This is a genomic window from Mesobacterium hydrothermale, from assembly GCF_035818635.1.
Classification (GTDB): Bacteria; Pseudomonadota; Alphaproteobacteria; order Rhodobacterales; family Rhodobacteraceae; genus Mesobacterium_A; species Mesobacterium_A hydrothermale.
In genome coordinates, this window is sequence record NZ_JAYLLH010000002.1 from 1 (window position 1) to 14,980 (window position 14,980).

The 14,980-nt window shown below is 65.1% G+C and carries 18 protein-coding genes; 7 read left to right on the forward strand and 11 right to left on the reverse strand.

Annotated features, from left to right (window positions below; genetic code table 11):
* Positions 1–71: 71 nt before the first annotated feature.
* Both VK792_RS01390 and metF read right to left on the reverse strand, forming a co-directional pair.
* Complete coding sequence (locus VK792_RS01390) at positions 72–458, reverse strand: MAPEG family protein (protein WP_326295508.1); 387 nt, start codon at positions 456–458, stop codon at positions 72–74.
* Between the two features lie 143 nt (positions 459–601).
* Positions 602–1,468, reverse strand: a complete 867-nt coding sequence (gene metF, locus VK792_RS01395) for a methylenetetrahydrofolate reductase [NAD(P)H] (RefSeq protein ID WP_326295509.1) — start codon at positions 1,466–1,468, stop codon at positions 602–604.
* A gap of 94 nt (positions 1,469–1,562) precedes the next feature.
* Between metF and VK792_RS01400 the strand changes: the two genes are divergently transcribed.
* Positions 1,563–2,468, forward strand: coding sequence for a LysR family transcriptional regulator (locus VK792_RS01400; protein ID WP_326295510.1), 906 nt, complete (start codon positions 1,563–1,565; stop codon positions 2,466–2,468).
* A gap of 32 nt (positions 2,469–2,500) precedes the next feature.
* On the opposite strand, the gene VK792_RS01405 is transcribed toward VK792_RS01400, so the two are convergent.
* Positions 2,501–2,707, reverse strand: a complete 207-nt coding sequence (locus VK792_RS01405) for a cold-shock protein (RefSeq protein WP_326295512.1) — start codon at positions 2,705–2,707, stop codon at positions 2,501–2,503.
* 226 nt (positions 2,708–2,933) lie between these two features.
* Here VK792_RS01405 and VK792_RS01410 point away from each other — a divergent pair, with 226 nt between their 5' ends.
* Positions 2,934–3,251 carry an ArsC/Spx/MgsR family protein gene (locus VK792_RS01410; RefSeq protein WP_326295513.1) on the forward strand — a complete coding sequence of 106 codons (318 nt, stop codon included), beginning with the start codon at positions 2,934–2,936 and terminating at the stop codon, positions 3,249–3,251.
* Positions 3,252–3,254: 3 nt separating this feature from the next.
* On the forward strand, positions 3,255–3,623 hold the full coding sequence (locus VK792_RS01415; protein WP_326295514.1) for a hypothetical protein: 369 nt from the start codon (positions 3,255–3,257) through the stop codon (positions 3,621–3,623).
* 72 nt (positions 3,624–3,695) lie between these two features.
* On the opposite strand, the gene VK792_RS01420 is transcribed toward VK792_RS01415, so the two are convergent.
* From VK792_RS01420 to thrS, 5 genes are all read right to left on the reverse strand, one after another.
* A complete protein-coding gene (locus VK792_RS01420) occupies positions 3,696–4,265 on the reverse strand; it encodes a DoxX family protein (RefSeq protein ID WP_326295515.1) in 570 nt (189 codons plus the stop codon).
* Between the two features lie 10 nt (positions 4,266–4,275).
* Positions 4,276–4,998, reverse strand: coding sequence for a DNA-binding domain-containing protein (locus VK792_RS01425; protein ID WP_326295517.1), 723 nt, complete (start codon positions 4,996–4,998; stop codon positions 4,276–4,278).
* Positions 4,995–5,843 (reverse strand): MNIO family bufferin maturase, encoded by an 849-nt coding sequence (gene bufB, locus VK792_RS01430; protein ID WP_326295518.1) that lies wholly within the window; start codon positions 5,841–5,843, stop codon positions 4,995–4,997. Before bufB ends, VK792_RS01425 begins: the two co-directional genes overlap by 4 nt.
* Before the next feature lie 80 nt (positions 5,844–5,923).
* Complete coding sequence (locus VK792_RS01435; protein ID WP_326295519.1) at positions 5,924–6,229, reverse strand: BufA1 family periplasmic bufferin-type metallophore; 306 nt, start codon at positions 6,227–6,229, stop codon at positions 5,924–5,926.
* Positions 6,230–6,478: 249 nt separating this feature from the next.
* Positions 6,479–8,425 carry a threonine--tRNA ligase gene (thrS, locus tag VK792_RS01440; protein ID WP_326295521.1) on the reverse strand — a complete coding sequence of 649 codons (1,947 nt, stop codon included), beginning with the start codon at positions 8,423–8,425 and terminating at the stop codon, positions 6,479–6,481.
* 158 nt (positions 8,426–8,583) lie between these two features.
* On the opposite strand from thrS, the gene VK792_RS01445 reads away from it, so the two are divergent.
* The 3 genes from VK792_RS01445 to VK792_RS01455 all read left to right on the forward strand — a co-directional run bounded on the left by VK792_RS01445 (position 8,584) and on the right by VK792_RS01455 (position 11,642).
* Positions 8,584–9,825 (forward strand): MFS transporter, encoded by a 1,242-nt coding sequence (locus tag VK792_RS01445; RefSeq protein ID WP_326295522.1) that lies wholly within the window; start codon positions 8,584–8,586, stop codon positions 9,823–9,825.
* Positions 9,826–9,974: 149 nt separating this feature from the next.
* Complete coding sequence (locus VK792_RS01450; protein WP_326295524.1) at positions 9,975–10,856, forward strand: ester cyclase; 882 nt, start codon at positions 9,975–9,977, stop codon at positions 10,854–10,856.
* A 108-nt stretch (positions 10,857–10,964) separates the two neighbouring features.
* A complete protein-coding gene (locus VK792_RS01455; RefSeq protein WP_326295525.1) occupies positions 10,965–11,642 on the forward strand; it encodes an alpha/beta fold hydrolase in 678 nt (225 codons plus the stop codon).
* Here the strand turns inward: VK792_RS01455 and VK792_RS01460 are convergent.
* On the reverse strand, positions 11,639–12,172 hold the full coding sequence (locus tag VK792_RS01460; RefSeq protein WP_326295526.1) for a glutathione peroxidase: 534 nt from the start codon (positions 12,170–12,172) through the stop codon (positions 11,639–11,641). The two genes, VK792_RS01455 and VK792_RS01460, sit on opposite strands and share 4 nt — an antisense overlap.
* Before the next feature lie 185 nt (positions 12,173–12,357).
* On the opposite strand from VK792_RS01460, the gene VK792_RS01465 reads away from it, so the two are divergent.
* On the forward strand, positions 12,358–12,627 hold the full coding sequence (locus tag VK792_RS01465) for a DksA/TraR family C4-type zinc finger protein (RefSeq protein WP_326295527.1): 270 nt from the start codon (positions 12,358–12,360) through the stop codon (positions 12,625–12,627).
* A gap of 67 nt (positions 12,628–12,694) precedes the next feature.
* Here VK792_RS01465 and VK792_RS01470 read toward each other — a convergent pair whose 3' ends face one another.
* On the reverse strand, positions 12,695–13,066 hold the full coding sequence (locus VK792_RS01470; protein WP_326295528.1) for a hypothetical protein: 372 nt from the start codon (positions 13,064–13,066) through the stop codon (positions 12,695–12,697).
* Positions 13,067–13,074: 8 nt separating this feature from the next.
* On the reverse strand, positions 13,075–14,901 hold the full coding sequence (locus VK792_RS01475; RefSeq protein WP_326295529.1) for a M3 family oligoendopeptidase: 1,827 nt from the start codon (positions 14,899–14,901) through the stop codon (positions 13,075–13,077).
* Positions 14,902–14,980: the final 79 nt, after the last annotated feature.

Sequence of the window (14,980 nt, forward strand, 5' to 3'; positions counted from 1 at the left end):
GTTTGGCGGGCAGACCCCAACGACATCATCGCCGCAAGAAATCGAGGGTTCCAAATGTTGGATTCAATCCACTAGATCAGCGCGTGCCCCAGCAGGCCAAGCGCGGTCACCACCAGCATGGCAAAGGTCAGCGCCATGCCCACCACCCGCAGCCGCATCGGTTGCGGCACGACCGACAGCGCATAGCCGTGCAGCACCCGCCCGATCAGCAGCAGGCTGCCCAGCAGATGCAGCGCCCACGCCGGTGCCCCCTGCATCTCGGCCAGGCCCAGCAGGATCAGCGCCAGCGGCACGTATTCGGCAAAGTTGCCATGCGCGCGGATACGACGGCTGATTTCCGCGTCGCCCCCGTCGCCCAGCGAAATGCGTTCCGATTTCCGATAGCGGATCACCCGGGTGCTCATCACCACAAAGACAAGCGCCAGCAGCGCGGCATAGATCGACGTGACGCTCAGCATGCGTTTTTCTCCCTGCGAACACCGCAATACTGGTGCGCCGGGGGCAAAAGACAACCCGCGTCCATCCTCTTGCCCCAAATATCCCCGGGGCAGCGGGGGGCAGCCCCGGCCTCGGTCGCCGCCGAAAGGCGGCGAAACCGGTCTCAGGCCACGTTCTCCAGCCGCAGTTCGGGAACGACGCCCAGGGCATGGCAGACGTCGCGGGTCAGTTCCGGCCGGTTCAGGGTATAGAAGTGCAGGTTTTCGACGCCGGCGTCGATCAGGTCGCTGCACAGTTCCGTGCACAGCGCCGTGGCCAGCAGGTCTTGCCGCCCGTCGCGCTCGGCCTTGTCAAAGGCGTCGATCACCCAGGCAGGAACGTGGGTTCCGCAACGACGGGCAAAGTTCAGCGCGCCTTTCCAGTTCTCGATCGGCAGGATGCCGGGGATCACCGGCTTGTCGATCCCGGCTTTTTCGCAGGCGTCGCGGAACCGAAAGAAGGTCTCGGCTTCGAAGAAGAACTGGGTCAGCGCCTCATCCGCGCCAGCTTCGAACTTGCGCTTCAGCCACGCCACATCGGCCTGCGCATCGGCGGCTTCGGGATGGGCATCGGGATAGGCGCCGACGCGGATGGTGAAATCGCCGGTGGCCTTCAGCGCCTCGATCAGCTCGACCGAGCTGCCGAACCCGTCGGGATGGGCGGTAAAACCCGCATCGCCCTTGGGCGGGTCGCCCCGCAGGGCGACGATCTCGGTCACACCGGCCTTGGCGAAATCGCGGGCGATGGCCAGGGTTTCGGCACGGGTGGCGTCGATACAGGTCAGGTGCGCGGCCACTTTCAGCCCGGAATGCTTGTGCAGCGTCGCCACGACGTCACGGGTCAGTTCGCGGGTGGTGCCGCCGGCGCCATAGGTCACCGAAACGAAGCGCGGGGCCAGCGGGGACAGGACTTGGACGGTGTCCCACAGGCGAAAGGTCGCCTCGATGTTGCGCGGCGGGAAGAATTCGAAAGATACGGCAGGAACGGTCATCACAGGGCCTTTGTCTGAAGTTGTCCCCTTGTGGCATGCCTGACGATGTGAAACAAACTCATAAATCTCATCACCAACATGAGCAGAATTTGTAATGCATCTCGAGTTGCGCCATTTGCGGACGATCAAGGCGATCCATGACTGCGGCAGTCTGGCCCGGGCGGCGGATATCCTAAACATCACGCAATCTGCCCTCAGCCACCAGATCAAGGGGCTGGAAGACCAGGCCGGGGTCGACTTGTTCCTGCGCCGGTCGAAACCCATGCGCCTGTCCGCCGCCGGCACCCGTCTGCTGCGGCTGGCCGATCAGGTCCTGCCGCTGGTGGCCGCGACGCAGGCCGAATTCGCCACGCTGCGCGACGGCACCGGCGGACGGATGCACATCGCCATCGAATGCCATGCCTGTTTCGAATGGTTGTTCCCGGTGCTCGAGGCCTTCCGGAAAAGCTGGCCCGAGGTCGATGTCGACATTCGCCCGCGGCTGGCCTTCGATGCGCTGACCGCACTGCGCAACGAAGAGGTCGACCTCGTGATCTCGTCCGATCCCGAAGACGCCGCCGACATCACCTTTACCCATCTGTTCGACTACAACCCGGTCTTCGTGGCGGCTGCCAGCCATCCGCTGGCGAAAAAAGACTTTATCGAAGCAGAGGATTTCCGCGGCCAGACCCTGATCGCCTATCCGGTGGACCGCAGCAAGCTGGATGTCTTCAGCCAGTTGCTGATCCCCGCGCGGGTTGAACCGGCGGCGATCCGTCCGGTCGAACTGACCGCGGTGATCTTGTTGCTGGTGGCTTCGAACCGCGGTGTCACCGTGCTGCCCGACTGGGTCGTGCGCGAGGTGAAATACAATTCCGACTATGTCACCCGGCCCTTGACCGAAACAGGGATCACGCGGCGGCTCTATGCCGCCACGCGAAGCGATGACGTGGAAAAGCCCTTCATGCAGGAACTTATCGGTCTGGCCCGCAAGGAAGCCGCGCGGCTTCAAAGCCAGTGAATGTGTCAAGAGGCGTAAATGCGCCTCGGGGCTTACAACGCTTTCAGGTCTGACGCCATCTGCCGGCCATCGCGGCCGTCGCGCAGTTCAAAGCTGACTTTCTGGTTGTCGGCAAGCCCGGTCAGACCAGAGCGTTCGACAGCCGAAATATGTACGAATACATCCTTGCCACCGTCATCCGGTGCGATGAACCCATATCCTTTGGTGGTGTTGAACCATTTCACGGTGCCGGTAGGCATGTCCCGTGTCTCCTTCATCTCAGTCTTCCCCCGCAAAGCAGGTGCGAGGTGCCCGGTCACCTTCGCCTTTCAGAACACGGTTTCCTGGCCACAAGAGCCGCGGGCCCGGACGGATCATCGAAGGTCACGAAGAAAAGGATTGCACGGATTGCGCCAAAAACAAGAGGCAAGGCTCGCAATTCCCCGCGAGTCGCCCTATTTCGGACGGGCTGCCGGGGAAATGTGCATGAAGATTTACGGTCTGAAAAACTGCGATACCTGCCGCAAGGCGCTTAAAGCCTTGGAAGGCGCGGAAATTATCGACGTGCGCGCCGACGGCATGCCCACCGACCTGCTGGATCGCGCGTTGTTGCAGTTCGGCGACGCGTTGCTCAACACCCGCTCGACCACCTGGCGCGGGCTGACGGAAACCGACCGTGCACAGCCGGCCAGGGCACTTCTTCTGGCCCAGCCGGCGCTGATGAAACGTCCGCTGATTCTGCGCGGGGACGACCTGTTCCTGGGCTGGGGCAAGGACGTACAGGCCCAACTGATCGAAGGATAAGTCATGCGCAACGCCGCCCTGACCCTCGGAATCATCGCTGGCGTCTTCGGGATGCTGGTCGGCTTTTTCGGCTATGGCTACACCGAACTGGCCCGTACCCACGCCGAGGTCGAAAACCTCTTTGGCATGTTCGACCGCCCCGATCTGGTGCGCGTGGTCTCGATCCTGTCGCCGCTTCTGGCAATTGCCGGCGGGGCCATGGCGCGCGCCCGCGCGCTTTGGGGCGGCGTGCTGCTGCTGCTGTCGGCGGCGGGCATGTATGCGGCGTTCGGCTTCAACGTTTTCACCATGTTCCCGATCGCCTTTGCCGGGCTTGGCGGTATCCTGGGCATCGCGGCGGGCAAGCCGGACGAACCCAAGGCCCATTTCTGACCGCCTGCCTTTCATCTTTCCACAAATACTCAAACCGCTGCCCGGGCCACCGGCGTGGCGGTGCCGGTCCGCTTATCCCGCACCAGGGGCGCGCGGCGCCTCGATGCCGATCCGACGCGCCAGAACCCGGTCGAACGACAGCGCCCCCGCGCCTTTGACGACCAGAACGGTCAGGGCAAAGACCCAGAACAGCCGCTGGTCCAGGATCACCGCATCCGGCATCCGGTCGAACCACGCACCCAGCGTGGCGGCATGCGCGATTCCGCCGTGGCCATACAAATCCGTCAGGCTCTGCACCGTGACAAAGCCGATCATGCCAAGCGCGGCCAGCCGCGTCATCAGCCCCAGCACGATCAACAGCGGCAGCACGAATTCCGCCCAGGTCCCTGCCACCGCGACCAGCCAGTGAAACACGCCCAGTTGGCTGGGGTCATAGCCGACGGCTTCGAACTGTTTCGGGAATATCTGGGCATAGGCGCCGGATGATGGCATCACAAAGCCAAACAAACCGCGCCCGATCTTGGTTCCGGCGGACGCCCAGAAATAAACCAGAAGCGTTGCGGCAAATGCGAAGCGGGCCAGCAACGGCAACAGGACATCGCCCTTGGTCAGCAGGCGGGTCAGGCGGGAAATCAGTTCCATGGCAGGCCTTTCAGGATATGGCGGCAATGGCACCGTGGCGCAGCAGCAGCGTCAGAACCGGGGTCGGGTCGAAATCGTCCGGGCAGGCATCGCCCAGCGGCTGCCCGTCGATCAGCGCGGCAACGAAGGCGCCGGCTTTTTCGGGCAGGGGGTGCGGCGTGGGATCAAGTTCGGGGCGCAGGATCAACGCCGCCTCGGCCACGGGGGCCGGGGCCGGACCGGCCTGCATGGCATAGCGCCAGACCGACACCACCGGCCAGGCCGACCGGACCAGACGGGCGGCCGGGACAAGTGTCACCCGCGCCGCCAGCACCGCGTCTGCGTCCAGGCCAGCCAGCCGCGCCGGGTCCATCGGCGCAACGTCCGCCGCGTGATAGGACAAGCGCAGCGCCTGTTCCAGCCGGGCGACATCGGGCAGATAGCCCCACCGTGCAAGCGGCGCCAGCGTTTCCAGAAACTCGGCAAAGCCCGCGCCATACTGCATCATCAAAGGCGACCGGGGCAGGTGGTCCGACAGGAACATCCGCGCGACCGGTCCGAAATTCTCGTTACCGATCAGGCGGTGCACTGCCGGAAAGGCTTGCGCCAGCGCCTCGCGCAGGCTGACCGCGATGTTGTTGCGATACACGGCATAGCGGCGCCCGGCGGGTCGGCCCAAGCCGTCGGTCAATCCGTCCGGCACCGGCAGCGACGGCGCACGCAGGGCGGCGCGAAAGGCGGGCTCAAGGCTCATGCCGTCACCCGGTCCAGGGCCGCAGCGGCGCGCGCGGCCTCGGCCGCCAGCGTGGGCCAGTCGGGCACGTCGGTGTCCCATTCGATCAGCACCGGACGCGGGCCCGCCCGGTCCAGCACGTCGTCCAGCAGCGTCCACACCGGGTCGGCCACGTCGCGCCCGTGGCTGTCGATCAGCAACGGCGCGCCGAAATCGTCGTGGTCCTCGTCATGCCCGCCCAGGTGGATTTCCCCAACCGCCTCAAGTGGATAGGCGGCGATGTAGTCCCGGGGGTCATAGTTCAGGTTGGTGGCTGAAACAAAAACGTTGTTCACGTCCAGCAGCAGGCCACAGCCGGTCCGCCGGGAAATTTCGGCCAGGAACTGCGGTTCCTCCCAGGTGCTTTCGGCGAAGGCCAGGTAGCTGGACGGGTTTTCCAGCAGCATCCTGTGCCCCAGCGTGTCCTGCACCTGGTCGATATGGGCGCAAACGCGGGTCAGCGTGGCGTTGGTATAGGGCAGGGGCAGCAGGTCGTTCAGGAAATGGCTGTCATGGGTCGACCATGCCAGGTGTTCGGAAAAGCTGGCCGGGCGCAGCCAGCCGACAAGATGTTTCAACCGCGCAAGGTGCTCGGCGTCCAGCGGGCCATCGCCGCCGATCGACAGGCCAACCCCGTGGACCGAGATCGGAAAACGGTCGGCCAACGCGCGCAGTTGGGCCAAAGGACGGCCGCCGTCGCCCATGTAATTCTCGGCATGGACTTCAAGCCAGCGCACCGGGGCGGGGTCAGACAGGATCGCGGCGTAGTGCTGCGGCTTGTAGCCGACGCCGGGCGTGGCGGGCAGATCATTGCGTGTGTCGAACATGGCAGGCACCTTTGGGCAGTGTCGGGATGGGGCGTGCAGGCCCCATCCCGACGGGTATGGCAGCGGGGCAGGCCGCAGGATCAGCCCTGCGGAATATCGCGTTCCAGCGCCATCAGGCTGCCCATGCGCGGGGTCCCGTCGGCCATCGCCGGCAGTTCGATCGAGGCGCAGGTGCCGGCCTCGACCAACGTCCAGGCGTTGCCTTGGTAGTCGACCTTCGAGGTGCCGGCGCAGGTGGTGCCGGGGCCGGCGGCACAGTCGTTCTGGCCGGCCATCGACACGCCAAAGCATTTTTCCTGTGCCTGGGCGTGCACCACCCCGGCAGAGGCCGCCAGCGATGCGGCAACAGCGCCCATCAGGGCTGCGGATTTCAGGGTCTTGGACATGGATCTTCCTTTCGATCAGGGTTGGTTCGGGTGTAACTCCGGGTCTGCCGGGGCAACTGCCCGGCGACATCCCAACCCTGACCTGCGGCAGCCCGCCGCACCATTCACGGGCGCGTGGCTCACACGTGTGTCAGGGGCTGTCAGGCATGCGTCAGATTTCGCGCTTGCAGAAAATGTTCAAAATCAACGGCATGAAAAAAGGCCCCGTAACAATTCGGGGCCTTCTTGTCGCGCTATCCGGTGTCTTTGTTACAGAAGGTCCGGCGGCGTGGCGGATTTTGCCAGCGTGCTCACGACTTCTGCGAGCGGTGTTACAGAGGTCTGCTTTTCGCCCAGGCGCCGCACCGTGACGGTGCGTTCCTCGACTTCGCGCGCGCCCACGGCCAGGATCACCGGCACCTTGGACAGCGAATGCTCGCGGACCTTGTAGTTGATCTTCTCGTTGCGAATATCCGCCTCTGCCCGGACGCCCGCGGCCTGAAGCTCTGCCACGATTTCGTGCACGTAGTCATCGGCCTCGGAAATGATCGAGGCGACGACCACCTGCCGCGGGGCCAGCCAGAACGGCAGCTTGCCGGCGTGTTCCTCGATCAGGATGCCGATGAAGCGTTCGAACGACCCCAGCGTCGCGCGGTGCAGCATGACCGGGCGGTGCTTGGCGCCATCGGGGCCGATGTAATTCGCGTCCAGCCGTTCGGGCAGCACGAAATCCACCTGGAAGGTGCCGCATTGCCAGACCCGGCCAATGGCGTCGGTCAGGCTGAATTCCAGCTTGGGACCATAGAACGCCCCTTCGCCGGGGTTCATGGTGGGCTCGATCCCGGCGGCGCGGGTGGCGTCCAGCAGGGCCTTTTCGGCCTTGTCCCAGACCTCGTCAGACCCGGCGCGGGTGTCCGGCCGGTCCGAAAACAGGATGTCGAACTTGTCAAAGCCCAGGTCGCGATAGATTTCCGACAGGAAATTGATGAAGCGCTGGCATTCCTCGGCGATCTGCGCCTCGGTTGCGAAAATATGCGCATCGTCCTGGGTAAACCCGCGCACCCGCATGATGCCATGCAGCGCGCCCGAGGGTTCATAACGCGCGCAGGATCCGAATTCGGCCATGCGCAGCGGCAGGTCGCGATAGGATTTCAGCCCGACCTTGAAGATCTCGACATGGCAGGGGCAGTTCATCGGCTTCAGCGCGTTCACCGCCTTTTCGCGGGCGTGATCCTCGTCCACTTCGACGATGAACATGTTTTCCTGGTACTTTTCCCAGTGCCCGGATTTTTCCCACAGCTTGCGGTCGACGACCTGCGGGGTGTTGACCTCGACATAGCCGCCCTTGCGCTGCTGGCGGCGCATGTAGTCCTGCAACGTGGTGTAGATGGTCCAGCCGTTCGGGTGCCAGAAGATCTGGCCCGGCGCTTCTTCCTGCATGTGGAACAGGTCCATCTCGCGGCCCAGCTTGCGGTGGTCGCGCTTCGCGGCCTCTTCCAGCATGTGCAGGTGCGCCTTCAGCGCGTCCTTGTTCTGGAACGCCACGCCGTAGATCCGCTGCAACATCGCGCGGTTGCTGTCGCCGCGCCAATAGGCACCGGCCACGCTCATCAGCTTGAACGCGTCGCCCGGAACCTGCCCGGTGTGCTGGAGATGCGGGCCGCGGCAAAGATCCTGCCAATGGCCGTGCCAGTACATGCGGATCGGCTGGTCGCCGGGGATCGCCTCGATCAGCTCCACCTTGTACGGTTCGCCGTTGGCTTCGTAATACTTGATCGCGCGGTCGCGCTCCCAGACCTCGGTGGTCACCGGGTCGCGGCGGTTGATGATCTCGCGCATCTTCTTTTCGATCTCGCCCAGATCTTCGGGCGTGAACGGTTCGGCGCGGTCGAAGTCATAGTACCAGCCGTTCTCGATCACCGGGCCGATCGTGACTTTCACGTCGGGCCAGATCTCTTGCACGGCACGGGCCATGATATGGGCCAGGTCGTGGCGGATCAGTTCCAGCGCCGGGGCCGAGTCGGCCATCGTGTTGATGGCGATTTCGGCATCGGCCTCGATCGGCCATTGCAGGTCCCAATGCGCGCCGTTCACCTGCGCCGAGATCGCTTTCTTCGACAGGGATTTGGAAATCGACTCGGCCACCTCGGCCGGGGTCACGCCCTGGTCGTAGTCGCGTTTGTTGCCATCGGGGAAGGTCAGGGAAATCTGGCTCATCGGCCCAGCTCCTCGTCGGTTTGGCGCCCACGGAACGCCCGGTTGCGGGTTATGTGTGCGCGCTATGTGGCCCTTGGGGCGCGGGGTGTCAAGCGCGGCGCATTGTCGGGCAGACACCCGCCGCAAGATCGGGCAGTCTGGCCACGAAAGGACCCCCCATGCCGTCGCTTTCCATCAGGCTTTTCGACACGTTGACCGGGCAGCGCGCGGAGGACGCGACAGAGGCGGAAAATGGCCTGCGCCACATGGTCTGCCTGTCGATGACCAAGGTGGCCGATGGGCTGATCGACCCCAAGCTGGTGCTCAGCTGGCTGTTTCATGCCCTTGGCGTGCCGCCCAGCCTGACCGCGCTGCTGGTTCCGATCCGCGAGGCCGGGGCGCTGTTGCCGCAACTGCTGCTGGCGGGCCTGTTGCGGCGGATGGTGCATCGCAAATGGGTCTGGGCACTGGGGGCGCTTGGGCAGGGGCTGTCGGCGGCGGTGATCGCCGCCTGCGTCCTGACGCTGGATGGTGTGGCCGCGGGCGGGACGATCTGTTGCGCGCTGGCGGTTCTGGCGATCTGCCGCGCCGCGTCCTCTGTCAGCTACAAGGATGTTCTGGGCAAGACCGTGGCCAAGGCCCGGCGCGGTGCGGTGACCGGCGTCGCGGGCTCTGCCTCGGCGTTGGCGGTGCTTGTCTATGCCGGTCTGATGCTGAGCGGACAGGTCCAAGGCGTGGTGCCGCTGGCCCTGGCGGTCGCGCTGGCGGCCCTGCTGTGGAGTGGCGCCGGCCTGCTGTTCGCCGGGCTGAAGGAAGACGCCAGCGCCCGCCACGACGCCGGCCCGCATATCGACCTGAGCCCGTTGCGCCAAGACGCGCAGTTTCGCCGCTATATCGCGGTGCGGGGGGCGCTGACGGCAACGGCGCTGGCACCGCCGTTCCTGGTCATGCTCAGCCCCGCAGGGGGGGCGCTGCAATCGCTGGGGGCGCTGGTGCTGGCCTCTGCCGCGGCGTCTTTCGTCAGTTCGTATTTCTGGGGGCGGCTGGCGGATCGGTCGGCGCGGCTGGTGTTGGCCGGGGCCGGGTTTTCCGGGGCTGTTGCATTGGCACTGGGCGCTTTGGCAGGGATCACCGGGCAAGTCTGGGCGCTGCCGGGGGTGCTGTTCATCCTGATGCTGGCCTATCACGGGGTGCGGCAGGGGCGGTCTGTCTACCTGGTCGACATGTCGCCCGCCGACAAGCGCGCCGATTACGCCGCGCTGGCCAACACCGTGATCGGAACCGTGCTGCTGCTGGTCGGTGCGCTGGGCGGCGGGCTGAGCCTGCTTGGCCCGGTGGAAACGCTGCTGAGCTATGCCGGGCTGTGCCTTTTGGGCGGGGTGCTGGCGCTGGGCTTGTCAGAGGTCGAGCGCGACGGCTGAGCGGGGCAGGGGGCGCTGCCCCCTCTTGGCCTTTGGCCAATTCACCCCTGGAGTATTTTTGGAAAGATGAAAGGGGCGTGCTGACGCTGGACGGCGCCAGGTTTCGCGCATAGCGTGTCGTCGGCGGGGTGGCAGCGGGATGGAGCGGCGTGGACGAAGACCTGTTTTCGCAGTTGGCCGAGGTTCTGGTCCGGCGTGACCTTGGCAGCCGGTTGGGGCGGCTGTTTACGCCGGAGGTTGCCGTTTGGTGGCCGTTCGGCCAGGCCGAGGGAGTGGGCGCCGCCGAAATGGCGCTGTTGCCGCTGAGCCTGGCGTTGCCGAGGGTGCAGGTCAGGGGGGAGGATCTGATCAGCGACGGCAGCGGGCTGGCCGCCGCGCGCCTGGTGCTGAGTGCGCCAGCGGTTGCGCCCGGTGTTCTGGGCGCCGGCGCCGGCGCGGTGCGGTTTCGCGTTATGGCGGAACTGGACCTGCGCGGCGGCCGGGTCGCGCGCGCGGTGCTGATCCCGGACAGCGGCGCGGTGCTGACACAGGCGGGGCAGGTGACGCGGGCCTGGGCGGTCGGGCGCGCTGTCCGGGCTTTGCCCACGCCGGCGGCCTGTCGCGGCGACAGCGGCCATTGGGCCCGGGCCTGGGGCGATCTGCTGGAGGGCGCGATGCGCGGCGGGTTTTCAGCCTTTGCCCGGCAATACGACCCCGCGGCGCAGATCGACTGGCCGGGCGGGACGGTCGCCCATGGCCCCGCGGCGGCGGACGCGCTGTGGCTGGGGTTGCGCGGGGCGTTTCCTTCGGCCCGCTTCACGCTGCATCACCGCCTGGGTCGGGCCGATGCGTTGATGCCGCCGCGCGCGTCTGTGCGCTGGCGGCTGGTTGGGCGGCATGACGGTTGGGGGCCGTTCGGGGCGCCCAGCGGCGCCGAGGTCACGCTGGACGGGATCAGCATGGTGGAATTCGGCCCCGAAGGCATCCGGCGCGAATGGACCGTCTACGACGAGGCCGCGATCTGGGCGCAGATCGGCGCAGGCCGAAGCTGAGCCCTTTCCAATCCGGACGGCTCTGCTAACGTGGGGCAAAACAACACGAACGACACGGTTGGGGGCAGTCCGTCAATGCGGGAACCCGTGGTTTTCCTTCCAGGCTTCATGTGCGATACGCGCGCGTTCGCGGTGCAGTCCGGTGCCATCGGTCTGAGCCGTCCGGTGATGTTCATGCCGCTGTCGGAAGGCGAGCGTCTGGAGGGGATGGCGTCGGAGATCCTGGTCCACGCGCCGGCGAAATTCGCGTTGGTGGGCCATGACCTGGGCGGCATGGTGGCAATCGAGGTGATGCGCCGTGCCCCCGAACGGGTGACGCGGCTGGCGCTGATCGCCAGTTCGGCTCAGGCCGAAACACCCAAGGATGCCGCCGCCCGCGATCCGCAGATGATCCGCGTCAAGGCCGGGCGGCTGGACGCGGTCATGCGCGACGAGGTGATTCCGCCGCAGATCGCGCAGGGCCCGCACCGGCTTGCCGTGGCCGGTTTGATGGCCGACATGGCGCGGGCGCTCGGGCCGCAGGTTTTCCAGCGCCAGTCCCGTGCCTTGCAGCGGCGTCAGGATCAGCAATCCACGCTGCGCCGGATCCATGTGCCGACGCTGATCCTGTGCGGGGCGCGCGACAGCCTGACCCCGGTCAAGCGCCAGCAATTCCTGGCCGAGATGATCCCGGGCGCGGCGCTGACTGTTCTGGATGAGGCTGGCCACGTGCCGATGCTGGAAAAACCCCAGGAAACGACCGCCGCGCTGGACGCATGGCTGGGCGCGCCGCTGGTGCTGGGTTAACCCTTGGCCGCGGCCAGCAGGCTGTCCACCGCGCGGGTGATCGGGCGTGACATCGGCCGCGTGGTCGACCCCCAGGTGCCGGCCACCGTGCCATCGGGCGCAATCAACACCTTGTTGAAGTTCCACGTCGGTTCGAACCCGGTCTGAGCCTTGACCCATTTGTAGAAGTCATGCGCCTGCGCGCCCTTGACATGGGTGATGTCGGTCATCGGCAGGGTCAGGCCGAAATTGACCTCGCAGAAATCCTTGACCGCGTCGGCGGTCTTCAGTTCCTGCCGGAAATCGTTCGACGGCACTGCAAGGACAACAAGGCCCTTGTCTCGATACGTATCGTATAGCGCCTGCAGGCCATCGTATTGCGGGGTGAATCCGCAGCGCGACGCTGTGTTGACCACCAGCACCGGCTGGCCTGTCCAATCCTTCAGGTCGATCGTGCCCCCGTCGATATTGGCAAAGGTAAAGCCGGGCGCGGCCAGCGCGGCGACTGGCGCCAGGACAAGGGCCAGGCATAGCGAAAGAATACGAAACATCACGGGAACCTCCGGTCATTTGCGCGAAAAGCTAGGGGATGGTGGTCAAAGTCAACGGTAGGGCGTGGGTTGGGCCATCACAAGCCTGCGATCCCGCGCCATTCCGGGGGATTGCTGGGGGATTGCTGGGGGATTGCGGAATTTCCACGCTGTCCTAGACTAGGCCCGGCAGACGGAGGTGCAAAATGGCCGGTGGATGGGCCCGCGATGGTGCGGTCAGCGAGCAGATCGAAGCGTCGATTTCGGATGGACTGGCGCGGATGAAAACGCGTCGGGGGCCGGTGGGTGACAGCCTGACCCATTGCGCGGAATGCGACGAAGAAATCCCCGAAGCGCGGAGGAGGGCAATCCCCGGCGTGAAACTCTGTATCGACTGTATGCAAGACCGCGACAGCGCCTATCAGGCGCGCGGTGGTATCAATCGGCGCGGGTCCAAGGACAGCCAGTTGAAATAGCAAAAGCGCGCCGCTCCGGTCAGAAAACAGCGCGCTTCGGCAGAGATAGACGGTTTCGGGCGCGAGATCAGGCCGGGACCACGAATTGCCGGTCCTTGCGAGGTTCCGTGCCCGACCAGTTGCGTGGCCCATTGTCTGCACCGAAACTCAGACAGTCCTTTGTCCAATAATCAAAAATCGCGTCGAACCCGTCATCGCCGTCGCGCAACACGCGCCAGCCCGACGCCTCTAACTGGCCGCGCAAACCGGCGAAGGCGGTCGAGTCTTTCTCGGCTACCGGAAATGGTTTTCCCAACGACAACTCTCGCAACAACCGAACAGGTGCGAACCGCATTCGGTCCGGTGTGATGAAATGTTGGCTCTGGCGCAGCACGCGCGCAGCGTCGTCTGGCTGGGTGAAGCGAAGCATGTTGAACCGCTCCCAGCCCAGGATCAGCATCGCGGGGGTCATGCCTCCATCGCCTCCAGATCGTCGATGAACCCTTCGATCATCGACAGGCCCTTGTCCCAGAAGCTCGGGTCGCTGGCATCCAGCCCGAACGGCGCCAGCAGGTCCTTGTGGTGTTTCGAGCCGCCGGCCTTCAGCATGTCGAAATACTTGTCCTGGAAGCCGTCGGGGTTTTCTTCGTAGACCGCGTAAAGCGCGTTCACCAGCCCGTCGCCAAAGGCGTAGGCATAGACGTAGAACGGCGAATGCACGAAATGCGGGATGTAGGCCCAGAAGGTCTCATACCCGTCCATGAAATCAAAGGCCCCGCCCAGCGATTCGGCCTGCACCGACATCCACAGCGCGTTGATATCCTCGGGGGTCAGTTCGCCGCCGCGCCGCGCTGCGTGCAGCTTGCACTCGAAGTCATAGAACGCGATCTGGCGCACGACCGTGTTGATCATGTCCTCGACCTTGCCGGCCAGCATCACCTTGCGTTCGGCCTGATCCTTTGCACCTTCCAGCATCTTGCGGAAGGTCAGCATTTCGCCAAACACCGATGCCGTTTCCGCCAGAGTCAGCGGGGTCGAGGCCAGCATCTCGCCTTGCCCCGCCGCCAGCACCTGGTGCACGCCGTGGCCCAGTTCATGCGCCAGGGTCATCACGTCGCGCGGTTTGCCCAGGTAGTTCAGCATCACATAGGGGTGCACGTCGGTGACCGTCGGGTGGGCAAAGGCACCGGGCGCCTTGCCGGGTTTGACGGCGGCATCAATCCAGCCCTTGTCAAAAAACGGCTGGGCAATCTCGCCCATGCGCGGGTCAAAGGCATTGTAGGCGTCCATCACCACCTGCCGGGCCTCGTCCCACCCCACGGTGCGGGTGGATTCCATCGGCAGCGGCGCGTTGCGGTCCCAGACCTGCATCCGGTCCAGCCCCAACCACTTGCGCTTCAGCTCGTAATACCGATGGCTCAGGCGCGGATAGGCGGCAACCACCGCGTCGCGCAGCGCCTCGACCACCTCGGGTTCGACATCGTTCGACAGGTGGCGCGCGGTCTGGGCCGTGGGCATCTTGCGCCAGCGGTCCATGATTTCCTTTTCCTTGGCCTGGGTGTTGTGCACCCGGGCAAAGATCTTGATGTTCTCGCCAAACACACGCGCCAGTTCATGCGCCGCCGCCTCGCGCTTGCTGCGGTCCTGTTCGGTCAGCAGGTTCAGCGTGCCCTCGATGGTCAGTTCTTCGCCGTCCACTTCAAAGGACAGCCCGGCGATGGTTTCGTCGAACAGCCGTTCCCAGGCATCGCCCACCACGCCCAGGTCGTGCAGGAATTTTTCCATCTCGTCGGACAACTGATAGGGTTTCATCGCACGGATGCGGTCGAACGCAGGCTTGTAGCGGCCCAGTTCGGCATCGCTGGCGAACAGCGCGTCCAGGTGGGCATCGTCCAGACGGTTCAGTTCCAGCGTGAAGAACACCAGCGGCGTGGTATAGTTGGTGATCTTTTCCTGACAATCCGACAGGAATTTCGTGCGCTCCGGGTCCACCGTCAGCTGGTAATAGCGCAGCCCGGCAAAGGACATCATCCGCCCGGCAATCGCCTCGATCTTTTCATGGCGCTGAATGCAGGTCAGGAACCCGGCCGCGTCCAGCGTCCCCAGCTTGTCTTCGTAGTCCGCGGCAAAGCTGGCGCAGGCGCTTTCCAGCCAGTCCAGGTCGCGTTTCACCTCGGGGGCGTCGGGCGCTGCATACAGGTCGGTCAGGTCCCATTCGGGCAGATCGCCCAAGGACTTGCCCCCGGCATTGGCATGGGCGTCGAAGACGGGGGTGAAGCGGGGCGAATGTGTCATGGGGGCCTCTTTGTTCTGCGTGTTGCCCAACAGATAGGGGCGCGGGTGCCGGGAAGGCAAGGCGCGGCGACGGAAACGG